Source organism: Campylobacter subantarcticus LMG 24377 (genome assembly GCF_000816305.1).
Taxonomy (GTDB): domain Bacteria; phylum Campylobacterota; class Campylobacteria; order Campylobacterales; family Campylobacteraceae; genus Campylobacter_D; species Campylobacter_D subantarcticus.
On sequence record NZ_CP007773.1, the window covers coordinates 478,250 to 491,519 of the forward strand.

At 27.9% G+C, this 13,270-nt stretch carries 15 protein-coding genes; 11 read left to right on the forward strand and 4 right to left on the reverse strand.

What is annotated here, in order from left to right; translation table 11 throughout:
* Positions 1–104 precede the first annotated feature (104 nt).
* Genes gatC through CSUB8523_RS02565 form a run of 8 tightly spaced genes read left to right on the forward strand, consistent with a single transcriptional unit; the run spans position 105 to position 6,305 of the window.
* A complete protein-coding gene (gatC, locus tag CSUB8523_RS02530) occupies positions 105–392 on the forward strand; it encodes an Asp-tRNA(Asn)/Glu-tRNA(Gln) amidotransferase subunit GatC (protein WP_043019514.1) in 288 nt (95 codons plus the stop codon).
* Between the two features lie 21 nt (positions 393–413).
* Positions 414–983 carry a CvpA family protein gene (locus CSUB8523_RS02535; protein WP_043019515.1) on the forward strand — a complete coding sequence of 190 codons (570 nt, stop codon included), beginning with the start codon at positions 414–416 and terminating at the stop codon, positions 981–983.
* The gene (locus CSUB8523_RS02540; protein WP_043019516.1) at positions 973–1,428 is read left to right on the forward strand and encodes a Fur family transcriptional regulator; all 456 of its coding nucleotides are present in this window, start codon (positions 973–975) and stop codon (positions 1,426–1,428) included. The genes CSUB8523_RS02535 and CSUB8523_RS02540 overlap by 11 nt, the downstream gene beginning before the upstream one ends.
* 11 nt (positions 1,429–1,439) lie before the next feature.
* The gene (gene lysS, locus CSUB8523_RS02545) at positions 1,440–2,942 is read left to right on the forward strand and encodes a lysine--tRNA ligase (RefSeq protein WP_039663132.1); all 1,503 of its coding nucleotides are present in this window, start codon (positions 1,440–1,442) and stop codon (positions 2,940–2,942) included.
* On the forward strand, positions 2,943–4,184 hold the full coding sequence (locus CSUB8523_RS02550; RefSeq protein WP_039663134.1) for a serine hydroxymethyltransferase: 1,242 nt from the start codon (positions 2,943–2,945) through the stop codon (positions 4,182–4,184).
* Positions 4,181–4,726, forward strand: a complete 546-nt coding sequence (locus CSUB8523_RS02555) for a DUF1882 domain-containing protein (RefSeq protein WP_012661221.1) — start codon at positions 4,181–4,183, stop codon at positions 4,724–4,726. The genes CSUB8523_RS02550 and CSUB8523_RS02555 overlap by 4 nt, the downstream gene beginning before the upstream one ends.
* A 17-nt stretch (positions 4,727–4,743) precedes the next feature.
* The gene (locus tag CSUB8523_RS02560; RefSeq protein ID WP_039663137.1) at positions 4,744–5,526 is read left to right on the forward strand and encodes an SPOR domain-containing protein; all 783 of its coding nucleotides are present in this window, start codon (positions 4,744–4,746) and stop codon (positions 5,524–5,526) included.
* Positions 5,523–6,305: a shikimate dehydrogenase gene (locus CSUB8523_RS02565; protein ID WP_039663139.1), complete on the forward strand. Its 783-nt coding sequence runs from the start codon at positions 5,523–5,525 to the stop codon at positions 6,303–6,305. Before CSUB8523_RS02560 ends, CSUB8523_RS02565 begins: the two co-directional genes overlap by 4 nt.
* On the opposite strand, the gene dnaJ is transcribed toward CSUB8523_RS02565, so the two are convergent.
* Positions 6,302–7,414: a molecular chaperone DnaJ gene (dnaJ, locus tag CSUB8523_RS02570; RefSeq protein ID WP_043019517.1), complete on the reverse strand. Its 1,113-nt coding sequence runs from the start codon at positions 7,412–7,414 to the stop codon at positions 6,302–6,304. The two genes, CSUB8523_RS02565 and dnaJ, sit on opposite strands and share 4 nt — an antisense overlap.
* A gap of 114 nt (positions 7,415–7,528) precedes the next feature.
* On the opposite strand from dnaJ, the gene CSUB8523_RS02575 reads away from it, so the two are divergent.
* Genes CSUB8523_RS02575 through CSUB8523_RS02585 form a run of 3 tightly spaced genes read left to right on the forward strand, consistent with a single transcriptional unit; the run spans position 7,529 to position 10,000 of the window.
* Complete coding sequence (locus tag CSUB8523_RS02575; protein ID WP_043019518.1) at positions 7,529–8,200, forward strand: response regulator transcription factor; 672 nt, start codon at positions 7,529–7,531, stop codon at positions 8,198–8,200.
* Positions 8,197–9,429 carry an ArsS family sensor histidine kinase gene (locus CSUB8523_RS02580; protein WP_043019519.1) on the forward strand — a complete coding sequence of 411 codons (1,233 nt, stop codon included), beginning with the start codon at positions 8,197–8,199 and terminating at the stop codon, positions 9,427–9,429. The genes CSUB8523_RS02575 and CSUB8523_RS02580 overlap by 4 nt, the downstream gene beginning before the upstream one ends.
* Position 9,430: 1 nt before the next feature.
* A complete protein-coding gene (locus tag CSUB8523_RS02585) occupies positions 9,431–10,000 on the forward strand; it encodes a recombination protein RecR (RefSeq protein WP_043019520.1) in 570 nt (189 codons plus the stop codon).
* Here CSUB8523_RS02585 and CSUB8523_RS02590 read toward each other — a convergent pair.
* The 3 genes from CSUB8523_RS02590 to CSUB8523_RS02600 are packed head-to-tail and all read right to left on the reverse strand — an operon-like array spanning position 9,982 to position 13,254.
* The gene (locus CSUB8523_RS02590) at positions 9,982–11,019 is read right to left on the reverse strand and encodes a hypothetical protein (protein ID WP_043019521.1); all 1,038 of its coding nucleotides are present in this window, start codon (positions 11,017–11,019) and stop codon (positions 9,982–9,984) included. The two genes, CSUB8523_RS02585 and CSUB8523_RS02590, sit on opposite strands and share 19 nt — an antisense overlap.
* The gene (gene uvrC, locus CSUB8523_RS02595; RefSeq protein WP_043019522.1) at positions 11,016–12,809 is read right to left on the reverse strand and encodes an excinuclease ABC subunit UvrC; all 1,794 of its coding nucleotides are present in this window, start codon (positions 12,807–12,809) and stop codon (positions 11,016–11,018) included. Before uvrC ends, CSUB8523_RS02590 begins: the two co-directional genes overlap by 4 nt.
* Positions 12,802–13,254, reverse strand: a complete 453-nt coding sequence (locus CSUB8523_RS02600; RefSeq protein ID WP_039663153.1) for a hypothetical protein — start codon at positions 13,252–13,254, stop codon at positions 12,802–12,804. Before CSUB8523_RS02600 ends, uvrC begins: the two co-directional genes overlap by 8 nt.
* Between the last annotated feature and the right edge of the window lie 16 nt (positions 13,255–13,270).

A 13,270-nucleotide genomic window follows, 5' to 3' on the forward strand; every position in this document is an offset into this window, starting at 1 on the left:
CTATAATTGTAACATATAAAAATGAAAAAATAAATGATTTTATGTTATAATTTTTAATCTAAAAAGAGTTTTCTTGAGTTAAAAATTAAGATTTAAGGTAAATTATGCAAATTGATGATAAATTATTGACTAAACTTGAAAAGCTAAGTGCTTTAAAAATTGCCGATGATAAAAGACAAGAATTGGAAGAACAATTAAGTCAGATTGTTAATTTTGTGGAAAAATTAGATGAGCTAAAGCTTGATGATGTGGAAGCTATGACTAGCACTACAAATACTGCAATACCATTTAGACTAGATGAAAGTAGAAAATCTGATGTGATTGATATGGTTAGTAAGTATGCTCCAAATTCTCAAGATGGATTTTTTATAGTCCCTAAGATAATTGAATAAAGTATTTGGAGTTTAATATAGATGGAAAATTTTTCTTGGTTTGATGTATTTGTTTTAGGTTTAACTGCGATTTTAGGCTTAAAAGGCTTGGTAAGTGGGTTGTTTAAAGAAATTTTTGGTTTATTAGGTATAGTTGGTGGGGTTTTACTTGCCTCAAGATATGCTAAAGAAGTAGCAGAAATTATCAATAATAATTTTTATACAATTGAAAATGAAAATCTTGCGATTTTTGCAGGATTTTTGGTTTTGTTAATTGTAATTTGGATAGCTTGTATGGCTTTAGGAAATATATTATCAAAGATTTTCAGTGTGAGTGGTCTTGGTTTTATAGATCGCATAGGTGGATTTTTATTTGGTAGTGCTAAAATATTTTTAATTTTTGCTATTTTGGTAGCTTGTGTTAATAATATAGAATTTTTAAATTCAAGCTTGGAAAAATATGCTAAAAATAGCTATACATTAGACTTGCTTAGACAAGTAGGTGATTTTATAATGAATACCGGTTTTACTCAAAATGGTTTAGATAAAATACAAGAACAAATTATAGATTCTAATTTAAGTCTAAATTTGGAGGTAAATAATGCAAATTGAAAATATAGAATATGATGTTTTACTTGAGCGTTTTAAAAAAACACTTAAAGATAATGGTCTAAAATACACTAAGCAAAGAGAAGTGCTTTTGAAAACTTTATATAATAGTGATATGCATTATACTCCAGAAAGTCTATATGTAGAAATAAAGCAAAAAAATCCCGAATTAAATGTAGGCATTGCAACAGTTTATAGAACTTTAAATTTATTAGAAGAATCAGGTATGGCTACTTCTATATCTTTTGGTGCTTCAGGGAAGAAATTTGAACTTGCAAATAAGCCTCATCATGATCATTTAATTTGTAAAAGTTGTGGAGAGATTGTAGAATTTGAAAATTCTATTATTGAGCAACAACAAATGTTAATCGCAAAAGAATATAATTTTAAATTAACAGGACATTTGATGCAACTTTATGGTTTATGTCCACAATGTAGTAAAAAATAAAGGCATGTTTAATGTTTGATAATATTTTAGAACAACAAAAAATTCAAAAAGCACAAGAGTTAAAAGAATTAGGAATCAACCCTTATCCGCATTTTTTAAAAAAAGAAATGAGTATAAGTGGATATAAGGCTAAATTTGCCTATATTAAAGATATAGAAAATCAGCGCGATGAAAACGCTCATGGGATATTAGCAGGAAGATTAAAGCTTCTTAGAATAGCTGGTAAATCAGTATTTGCCAATATAGAAGATGAGCAAGATAATTTACAAATTTATTTTAATCAAAACATTTTAGGGGAAGAATACTTTGCCGTTTTAAAAAAATATCTTGAAGTAGGGGATATTGTTTTGGTTAAAGGTTTTCCTTTTATGACTAAAACAGGAGAATTTAGTCTTCATGTAGAGCAAATTCAAATAGCCACAAAAGCTATAGTGCCTTTACCAGAAAAATATCATGGACTGACAGATATTGAGCAAAGATATAGAAAAAGATATCTTGATATGATTATGAATAGTGTGGTGAGAAAAGATTTTATTTTGCGCTCTAAAATCGTTTCTTATATTAGATCTTTTTTTGATAATAAAGGATTTTTGGAAGTTGAAACACCAATGATGCATCCTATTGCAGGAGGAGCAAATGCAAAACCTTTTGTGACTTATCACAATGCTTTGGGTGTGGAAAGATTTTTAAGAATTGCTCCAGAATTATATCTAAAACGTTTGATTGTAGGTGGTTTTGAAGCAGTTTATGAGATTAATAGATGTTTTAGAAATGAAGGGATGGATTTAACGCACAATCCTGAATTTACTACAATCGAGTTTTATTGGGCTTATCATAATTATCATGATTTAATGGATTTAACAGAAGAGCTTTTTGCTATGCTTTTAGATAAGTTAAATTTAGATAAAAAACTTGAATTTGATGAAAAAATAATTGATTTTTCTAAGCCATTTGAAAGAATTACTTATAAAGACGCATTAAAAAAATATGGTGGTTTGGATGATGAGCTTATTAACAATAAAGAATTAATCTTGAAAAAGCTAAAAAAAGATGGATTTGAAGCCAATGAAAAATTAGAATTAGGCCATTTGCAAGCTGAACTTTTTGATAATTATGTTGAAGATAAATTGATTAATCCTACTTTTGTGATAGATTTTCCTATTTCTATAAGTCCTTTATCTAGAAGAAGTGATAAAGATGCAGATATTGCTGAAAGATTTGAGTTGTTTATCGCAGGTAGAGAAATTGCTAATGGATTTAACGAGCTTAATGATCCACTAGATCAATATGAGAGATTTTTAAGGCAAATTGAAGCAAAAAATGCAGGTGATGAAGAAGCATGTGAAATGGATGAAGATTTTGTTAATGCATTAGGTTATGCTATGGCGCCAACTGCAGGACAAGGTATAGGAATAGATAGATTAGTTATGCTTTTAATTAATAAAAAATCAATTCGTGATGTAGTGCTTTTCCCAGCTATGAGACCACTTAAAAATGAGATAAAAGGAGAGTAAATGTTGGAAAATTTTGATAAAGAAATTTTTGATTTAACCCAAAAAGAGTTAGCAAGACAATGCGATGGCCTTGAAATGATAGCAAGTGAAAATTTTACCATACCAGAAGTTATGGAGGTAATGGGTAGCATTTTAACAAATAAATATGCAGAAGGTTATCCTGGTAAAAGATATTATGGCGGATGTGAATTTGTAGATGAGATTGAAACGATTGCTATAGAACGATGCAAAAAACTTTTTAATTGTAATTTTGCTAATGTGCAACCTAATTCAGGCTCGCAAGCAAATCAAGGTGTGTATATGGCATTATTAAATCCAGGTGATAGAATTTTGGGTATGGATTTAAGCCATGGAGGACACTTGACTCATGGTTCTAAAGTAAGTTCTTCTGGAAAGGTTTATGAAAGCTTTTTTTATGGAGTTGAGCTTGATGGAAGAATTAATTATGATAAAGTTAGAGAGATAGCAAAAGAGATTAAACCAAAACTTATTGTTTGTGGCGCTAGTGCTTATCCTAGAGTGATTGATTTTCCTAAATTTAGAGAAATAGCAGATGAGGTTGGTGCGTATTTGTTTGCTGACATTGCACATATTGCAGGCTTGGTTGTAGCAGGTGAACATCCTAGTCCATTCCCTTATGCTCATGTTGTAAGTTCTACTACACATAAAACTTTAAGAGGTCCAAGAGGTGGGATTATTATGTGTAATGACGAAGAAATTGCTAAAAAGATAAATTCAGCAATTTTTCCAGGCATTCAAGGTGGTCCATTAATGCATGTAATTGCCGCTAAGGCTGTTGGATTTAAATATAATTTAAGTGATGAGTGGAAAATTTATGCTAAGCAGATCATCAAAAATACTGCTACTTTGGCGCAAGTTTTAATAGATAGAAAATATGATTTAGTCAGCGGTGGTACTGATAATCATTTGATTTTATTAAGCTTTTTAAATAAAGAATTTAGTGGCAAAGATGCAGATTTAGCACTAGAAAGAGCAGGTATTACAGCTAATAAAAATACTGTTCCAGGTGAAACTAGAAGTCCTTTTGTAACGAGTGGTTTAAGACTTGGAACAGCGGCTTTGACAGCAAGAGGTTTTAAAGAAGAACAAATTACTATTGTTGCAAATTATATAGCTGATATTTTAGATGATATACAAAATACAAAATTACAAGAGGAAATTAAGGTTAAACTGAAGGATTTAGCAAGTAATTTTATTATTTATGAAAGGGCTTTATTTTGATTACAACAATGGATTTAGCTTTAATTAAAATGGTTACAAGCCATTATTATATAAAACGTGACACTATAGTAAATAAATACGAATACAAAGGTAGAATTTTCTTTGATAAATTTGAAAAAGTTAATGCTCCATTAACTGCTAGTGTTATACAAGAGCATATGGAAAAGAAGATAATCGTGGCGCATTCTTTAATCAATAGTTTTGATAAGGTTGAAAATATTGTATTCGATTATAATGGTTTTAATGCAGAGCGTTTTTGGCATAGAGCGCAGCTTGTTTTAAGAGAAGAAGGTTTTATTAATTTTACTGCTTATAGAACAAGAACTAATAATCATTTACATTTGTACATCCATAAAGGGCATACAACCTTTAACGAGGCTTGTTCTTTGGGCTCAAAATTATCTTTGCTCTTTTCTCAAAAAATGCCAGTGGAATGGAAGGTTTTTCCTAGTATGGATATACCTAGAGAATTTAATATATTAACCTTGCCTTATGAAGTATATCAAAAAGAACGCGGTGCTTCTTGGTCTAAACATATGTAATTTTGAAAGGATGAAAAATGGAAGAAAACAATAAAAACGAATTTGATGATATTATTTTGCAAAAAAGCAATAAAAGTGAAAAACTTAAAAAAATTTTACTTAGATCGATTATTTTAATCATTGTATTTTTAGTTGTTATGATAGTAATGAAGCTAATTAATGACCCAGGTAAAGAAAAAACATTGCAAATGCCATCAGAACCACAAGAGCAAGCTGTTTATGAAAATAATTTTAATTCTTTACCTATTACAGATAGTGCTAAAGAAGAGGATGAATTTGAAGCTTTAGCTAGGAAATTAAAGGAAGAGAGCTCTTTGAATGATGCAAATACTACCATAGAAGAAAAACAAAGAGTTTCAAGCAATAGCGTTTTAGATCAAATTACTACAATAGAGCCAAAAGAAGAGCCAGCTAAGGTGGAAGAAAAACAAGAAGAGATTAAACCTATAGAAAAATCTACAGAAAAACCGATTCAAAAACCTTCTGAAAAACCAAAAACTCCAGAACAAAGCAATACAAATGAATTATTTGAAAGTATAAAAACTCCAAGTGTTCAAACACAACTTCCTTCAGGTGCTTATATTCAAGTTTTTTCTTTAAATAGTTTAGATCCTAAATCAAAAGAATTAAATATACTTAAAGAAAATGGATATGATTATAAAATTTATAAGACAACAGTAAATGGCAAAGAGCTGACAAAAGTTTTAGTTGGACCTTATAAAGAGAGTGAATTAAAGGCTGAATTAGAAAAAGTACGTTCTAAAATTACAAAAGGTGCTTTTACATTCAGAGTAAAATGAAAATTTTTGCAGTTATAGGCGATCCTATTATGCATTCTAAATCTCCAAGAATGCATAATAATGCCTTGCAAGTGCTCAAAGAAGGCGCAGTTTATACAAGATATCATCTAAAAGATAAAACAAAATTGAAAGAAATTGTTCAAAAATTAGATGGTGCTAATATCACCATACCTTTTAAAGAAGTAGCTTGTGAAATAGCTGATTTCAAAGATGAAAGTGTTATGCATATAGGTTCTGCTAATACTTTATTAAATAAAGATAATAAAATTTATGCTTATAACACAGATTATCTAGGATTTTTAAAGGTGATTGAAGATTTTTCTTTTATTAAAAATGCTTTGATTTTGGGTGCTGGAGGCACAGCCAAAGCTTTAGCATATGCTTTAAAATCTAGGAGTGTTGAAGTTACAATAGCAAATCGTTCTAGTGCTAGATTTGAAAGTTTAGCCAACTATCCATGTTTTTTATATGCTCAACTTGATTTAAGTAAAAAATTTGATTTGATTATTAATACAACTAGTGCAGGTTTAAATGATGCAAAATTACCTTGTCAAGAAGAGATTTTAAAAAATATTTTTCAACATGCCAAATATGCTTTTGATGTGATTTATGGTAAAAATACACCTTTTTTAAAATTAGCAAGAGAAAATGGCTTGAAAATAAAAGATGGTACACAAATGCTTTTATGGCAAGGCGTTTTTGCTTTTGAGTTGTTTTTAGAGTGTCAAAAAACAGAAGAAATTTTTAAAGCCATGAGGATGGCTTTAAAACTTCCTTAGTGGCTAAACCAAGATTTGATTTTATCAAATAGGCTTTCTTGTTCTATAAAAGCTTCTTCATCTGCTAAGCCAAAGCTTTTTTCAAGTTGTAACAGTAGATTTTTTTGTTCTTCGGTAAGTGTTTTTGGAAATTTTATTTCAATTTGTACAATATGTGATCCTAATTTTCCATTGTGAATATTTTTAACACCTTCATTGGTTAATTCGAATTTTTGTTTATCTTTCGCACCTATTGGAAGTTTAAGATCGGCCTCTCCTCTTATAGTGGATACTTTAATAGTCTTTCCAAGAGCAGCTTGGGTGAAAAATACAGGTACTATGGTATAAATATCATCATCATGCCTGATAAATTTATCATCATCTTCTACGATGATTTTGATATATAAATCACCTCTTTGAGAAGAATTCGGGAGCTCGTTTGCTTTATTTTGCACTCTAAGACTCATACCACTATCTATACCTTCTGGTATATCAAGTTCTATATGGTCTTTAAATTCTTCATAGCCATTACCATGACATGTTTTACATTTGTCTTTTATAATCTGACCACTACCTTTACAATGATCACAGCTTTGCACAAAGGTCATAAAGCCTTGTCTAACACCAACTTGTCCTTTCCCTCTACAATGAGAACAAGTATCTAATTTTCCATTTTCTGAGCCACTTCCTTTGCATGATTTACAAAAACTTTTATAGCTAAAATCGATCTTTTTTTTGCAACCAAAAACAGCTTCTTTAAAGCTAATTTTTGTTGTTATTTTTAAATCTTGAGGATATTTATTTCCTTTTTCTTTTTTACGCGTTGAGCTGCCAAAACCAAATCCATCACCAAAAAAACTCGAGAATATATCCCCTAAATCAACATTTCCAAAACCACCTGTTTGACTTTTAAGTCCTTCTTTTCCGTATCTATCATATATACTTCTTTTTTCATCATTGCTAAGCACCTCATAAGCTTCATTTACAAGCTTAAATTTTTCTTCTGCTTCTTTATTTCCTTGATTTCTATCAGGATGATATTTTAAAGCCATCTTTCTATATGCTTTTTTTATGGTTTCTTTATTTGAAGTTTGAGAAATTTCTAGTATTTCATAATAATTAAGTTCCACTTTTTTTCCTCTCTTGAAAAATTAATATTGTAATATTAGCAAAAAAATAAATGAATAGTTAAATTATGTGTTATAATGTTAAGTTTGTAACATATTTTCACTAAAGGGATAGGAATGATTAATGTTTTAATGATCGAAGATGATCCAGGTTTTGCAGAGTTTTTGGCAGAATATTTGGCTCAATTTAATATAAAAGTTACTAATTATGAAGATCCATATTTGGGAATGAGTGCTGGTATAAAAAACTATGATTGTTTGATTCTTGATTTAACTTTACCCGGACTTGATGGTCTTGAGGTTTGTCGTGAAATAAGAGAAAAATATAGTATTCCTATTATTATTTCTTCAGCTAGAAGTGATTTGAGTGATAAAATTGTAGGCCTTCAAATAGGTGCAGATGATTACCTGCCAAAACCATATGATCCAAAAGAAATGCATGCAAGAATTATGAGTTTAATTCGTCGTTCTAAACGAACTAATGAAACTCCTGAAAAAATAATCAATTCAGCATTTAAAATTGATGAAAAAAGGCATGAAATAAGTTATAATGATGAAATTTTGGTTTTAACTCCTGCTGAATATGAAATTTTAAGTTATATGATAAGACAGCATGGTTTTTCAGTTAGCAGGGAACAACTTGTATATCATTGTAAAAGCTTAAAAGATAAAGATTCTAAAAGCTTAGATGTTATTATTGGTAGACTTAGAACTAAAATTGGCGACAGCTCAAAAGCACCAAAACATATTTTTTCAGTTAGGGGAATAGGATATAAATTAATAGGATGAAAGTAACTATTAACCTTAAGATTACAGTCCTTTTTGTAACAACTTTTTTATTTGTCTGTGCTTTATTTTTACTTTTGGGTAAGGTTCAGATTGATTCTTATTTAGCTAATGAGCAAAGTAGACAAAAAGAAATTGTAGAGAAAATAATATATAATCTAGAAAGAAAAGAAGGTTTTTCAATACATGATTATCTTCTTTCTAAGTCTTTTAAGCTAGTCGAAAATGAGCGCAATGTAAAACATATTGTTGCTAAAGGTGAAAAAGTTCTTAGGGTTAATTCTTTATATGGAAGCTTTTTTTCTATTATTTATCATAATCAAATTTTTTTTTATATAGAACAGTTTAACACAAAACATCTTTATGAGTTAAATGTGTCTACACGTTTTGAGTATTTATTTTTATTAAGTTTCTTTTTTGGCTTGTTTTTGATTATATTTTTATATTTTTCAGTATTAAGATCTTTGATGCCTTTAAAAATTTTAAAAAAGAAAATTAAAAATATTAGTGCAGGTAAAATTGAATCTTCATCTGAATACTCTCAGATTAATGATGAAATTTCGGAAATATCTTTCGAATTTGATCATGCTATAAATAAAATACAAGAATTAGTAAAATCAAGACAATTTTTCTTAAGAATGATTATGCATGAACTTAAAACACCCATTGGAAAAGGTAGGATAGTTTGTGAAATGTTGGATAATCAAAAACAAAAAGATCGTTTAGTGGCGATTTTTGAAAGACTTGAATTGTTGATTGATGAATTTGGAAAAATCGAAAAAATCTTATCAAGAAATTATCAACTTAATCTGCAAACCTATCATTTGAGTTTGATTTTAGAACAAGCTGAAGATTATTTAATGAGAGATGATTTTTATCAAAAAGTAAAAATCTCTTATAAAGAAGATACTATGATAGTTGCTGACTTGGAGCTCTTTTCTTTGATGCTTAAAAATTTAATCGATAATGCTATCAAATATTCAGACGATAAAGTATGCGAGATTATATGTTCTGGAGATTATATAATTGTTAGAAATAAAGGGGTGCAACTTAAAAAAACTTTTGATTATTATTTAAAACCTTTTATGAGAGAGCAAAATACTCAAGTAGAGGGAATGGGCCTAGGGCTTTATATCATTAGTAATATTTGTAATCTTCACGGTTATAATTTAACTTACAGCTATGAAGATGATTATCATACTTTTAAAATTGTTTTTTCAAGGTTAAAATAATTTGAAAGGTTTAGAGAAATTTAATGAATTGGTATCTGTCTTTTCTGCTTTGCCTACTATAGGGAAAAAGTCTGCTTTAAGACTTGCTTATCATATTTGCATAAAAGATCCTTTACTAGGCTCTAAACTTGCTTATCATATTGAAGAATCGATTAGAATGATAAAAAAATGCACACAATGCGGTGCTTTAAGTGAAAATGAATTGTGTGAAGTTTGCTCTAATATGGAAAGAAATCATAACATTATCTGTATAGTGCAAGATTCTAAAGATGTCTTAGTTTTAGAAGATAGTGGAAGTTATGATGGGCTTTATTTTGTGTTTGATGATACTAGTGAAGAAAATATTATAAAATTAAGATTGATGATTGAGCATAATAAAACCACAGAAATATTTTTTGCTTTCACGCAAGGCTTAAATTCTGATGCTATTGTTTTTTTTATAGAAGAAAAATTAAAAGATTTGAATTTGATTTTTTCTCAAATAGCTCAAGGTATTCCAAGTGGTGTTAGTTTAGAAAATATTGATGTTATATCTTTGCATAAGGCTATAAATCATAGAACTAAGCTTTGATTGATATATTTTTTTAATAATGCTAACCATTCGCTTTTGTTAATATCACTTAAAATTAAATTTGCGAAATTACAATCTTTAACTCTGTTTTTAGAAAAAAGTAAAATGACAATTTGTGGATTTTTTATCTTGTATTCTTGTAAAATTTGACTAGTATGCATTAGATCAAATTTTATAACCTCATAGTCTACTAAAATTAATTTAAATTTAAATTGCAATGCTTTTTTAAAATCACTTAAATTATCCATGGTTTGATTATGAGAACAAAATTGATTGGTTATGTTTAAAATAAGATTATTTTCAAAATAAGAAGATTTAAAAATTAAAACATTATAGCAATCTCTTATAATATAATGTTCTTGTGTAAAATGAGTATTTAAAAAACCAACAATCTTCTCAATGTGAATTTCTTCAAAAGTGAAATTTAAAACATTGTGTATTTTTTCCTTTGAAATAATAAAAGAATAATTTTTATCATCTTTTTGGTTATATTTGTATAAAATTTCACTACTAATATTCATTTTAAGTAAAATAGACTGCAATAGAAAATTTTCATTTTTATTATTGTTGATAATGCCTACATGTATATTTTTAAAGTGTCTATGCTCTAGGTCGGATTTATAATCTTTGGTAAAAGGTTTTAATATATAAGTAGAATTATCTAAATATAGATAACCTAAACCATGGGTAAGATATTGATAATTTCGCTCTAAATATAGATTTTGCTTCTTTTGTTCATGTAATTTTTTACCCGTTAAATCAAATGATAATTTTAAATTTTCTTTTAATTCTTCTAAAGAGTTTGATTTTGATAAGGAAAAATATTTTTCTATTTCTTGAATTATTGCTTTATTTTTTTTATTTTTTTGTTTTTTTGAGATTATACAAATACAGGCGATAATAAAAATCAAAATGCTTATAAAAGCATAAACGAAGAATAATTTTTGATCCATAGGATATAAAAAATAATAATTTAAAAAACATAAAATTAAAGTCAAAAGACTAATAAATAATATCATAAATTTTCCTTGATTAATTTAGCTATTTTTGCATTGGAAAGTGATTTTAATTCATCAAAGCTAGCTTTGCTAATCTTATCAAAACTACCATAATAATCTAAAAATTTTTTAATATATCCTTGGGAAATTCCAAGTTGTATTAGTCTAGAACTTTGTAAATCTTGTTTTCTTTTTGTTTTTTGATGAAAACTAATCGCAAAGCGATGTGCTTCATCGCGTAATTTTTGCAAAAATTGTAGTTTTTTATCATCAGTAGAAAGTTGAATTTTGCCTTCTTGGGTATAAATTTTATCTTTCGCACTTCCTTTTGCTCTATATGCTTTTGCATCTATTTTTTCTTTAGAAATTGCTAAAATATCTATATTTACCCCAGAGTTTTTAACGATATCATTTGCTAGTTTTAATAAAGTGTCTCCTCCATCAATTAACCATAAATCAGGCGGGGGATTTTTATCAAATGACAAAGCTCTTTTGCTAAGGGTTTGAAGCATTTGATCATAATCATTTTTATAGGATAAATGGTAGTGTCTATAAGAATTTTTGTCAAATTTTCCATCTTTATAGGCTACCAAAGCACCGACATTTGCTTCACCTTGCATATGAGAATTATCAAAAATTTCTATATAATTAGGATAATTTTGTAGGTTAAAAAATTCTTTTAATTCTTTTAAAAATAAATAATCATCACTTTTCAAGTGCTTTTGTATGTTTATTTTTGCATTTTCTAGCGCAAGTTCACATAAGGCTTTTTTTTCACCAAGTTTTGGGGTCTTAAGATGAAATTTTTTAGAAAATCTCTCACTAAGTAAATTTTGCAAAAGGTTCATGTCTTCAAATTCTTCATGCGTATAAATTCGGGTTGAATTTATTGGACTATCTTGGGTGTAATTTTCCAATATGTATTGTTTATATATTGCATTTAAGTCAAATTCATCTTGATGATTTAGGATTAACACTTTATGGTTTGAGCTAATTATCCTACCATTATTTATAACAAAACGTACCATAGAGAGTATATTTGCTTCATGGTATATGGCAAAAACATCAAAATCTTCTAATTTTGCAAGGTCTATTTGTATTTTTATACTTAAATCTTCTATTGTTTTGATTTGATCTCTTATAAGAGCTGCTTCTTCGTAATTTTCATTCTTTGCATATTCAAGCATTTTATTTTCTAAATTTTTTGTTAAAGATAAGGGGTTTAAAAGAGCTTGAGTAGCCTTTTGGGCAATTTTTTCATATTCTTGTTTGGAAATTTTTTGCTCACATGGACCTTTACAACGCTTGATTTGATAAAAAAGACAAAGCTCTTTGCAAGATTTTTTTTGTCTTAGTTCAAAAGATAAATATAAAGCATTTAAAAGCTCTTTTGCTCCTTTAAAAAATGGACCAAAATATTTTATTTTATTTTTTTTGATGATTTTTCTTGTAATTTCAAACCTTGGAAAATCTTCATTTAAATCTATATAAATATAAGGGTAAGTTTTATCATCTCTTAATAATATATTATATTTTGGATGAAGTTGTTTTATAAAAGAATTTTCTAGTATTAAAGCATCAGCCTCATTTTTTGTGGTGATAAATTCTAAATGATGGGTTTGACTAATCATTTTTTGAATTCTTAAGCTATTGTTAGGATTAGGGCTAAGTTTTGGAGTGAAATTAAAATAACTTTTAACTCGATTTTTTAAATTTTTAGCCTTACCAACATATAAAAGTTTACCTTGAATATCAAAGTACTGATATATGCCAGGCAAATTAGGTAAGGTTTTGAGTTCATTTTCAAGCATTTTTTATAAGCTTTCGTAGTTCTTCAAATTTATTATATAAAATAGGATTTTCAAAATGATTTTTAAAATTTCCATTAGAAAGTTCTAGGTAAGTTTTTTTATGCTCGCTAATGGTATTGTTTTTAGAAATAAAGTTTTTATCATTAAGTATTTTTATGTTTTCTACCTTTGCAAAATTATTCATTGGCTTGGCTAAAGTATAGTTTTTTATGAGACTTTTAATCATTTTTTTGGTATTATCGTGATTTAGTTCCATATAAGCAACATGGTGTTTAACTAAAATGATTAAGATATTGTTTTTAATAAAAAGTTTAGTAATCATTTGTTGATGATTGTGATTAAACAAATTTAAAAACTCTTTATATTGAAAAAGTAATTTTAAAGGTTTATGATGTTTAAAATCAGCAAGTTCGTTGATGATATAATGACTCGTTTTAATCTTCATTTAATTATTTTAACAT

Bases quoted from the DNA above. Each gene is read 5' to 3' on its own strand.
- gatC (WP_043019514.1), top strand. From the start codon at position 105: ATGCAAATTGATGATAAATTATTGACTAAACTTGAAAAGCTAAGTGCT.
- CSUB8523_RS02535 (WP_043019515.1), top strand. From the start codon at position 414: ATGGAAAATTTTTCTTGGTTTGATGTATTTGTTTTAGGTTTAACTGCG.
- CSUB8523_RS02540 (WP_043019516.1), top strand. From the start codon at position 973: ATGCAAATTGAAAATATAGAATATGATGTTTTACTTGAGCGTTTTAAA.
- lysS (WP_039663132.1), top strand. From the start codon at position 1,440: ATGTTTGATAATATTTTAGAACAACAAAAAATTCAAAAAGCACAAGAG.
- CSUB8523_RS02550 (WP_039663134.1), top strand. From the start codon at position 2,943: ATGTTGGAAAATTTTGATAAAGAAATTTTTGATTTAACCCAAAAAGAG.
- CSUB8523_RS02560 (WP_039663137.1), top strand. From the start codon at position 4,744: ATGGAAGAAAACAATAAAAACGAATTTGATGATATTATTTTGCAAAAA.
- CSUB8523_RS02565 (WP_039663139.1), top strand. From the start codon at position 5,523: ATGAAAATTTTTGCAGTTATAGGCGATCCTATTATGCATTCTAAATCT.
- CSUB8523_RS02575 (WP_043019518.1), top strand. From the start codon at position 7,529: ATGATTAATGTTTTAATGATCGAAGATGATCCAGGTTTTGCAGAGTTT.
- CSUB8523_RS02580 (WP_043019519.1), top strand. From the start codon at position 8,197: ATGAAAGTAACTATTAACCTTAAGATTACAGTCCTTTTTGTAACAACT.
- CSUB8523_RS02590 (WP_043019521.1), bottom strand. From the start codon at position 11,019: ATGATATTATTTATTAGTCTTTTGACTTTAATTTTATGTTTTTTAAAT.
- uvrC (WP_043019522.1), bottom strand. From the start codon at position 12,809: ATGCTTGAAAATGAACTCAAAACCTTACCTAATTTGCCTGGCATATAT.
- CSUB8523_RS02600 (WP_039663153.1), bottom strand. From the start codon at position 13,254: ATGAAGATTAAAACGAGTCATTATATCATCAACGAACTTGCTGATTTT.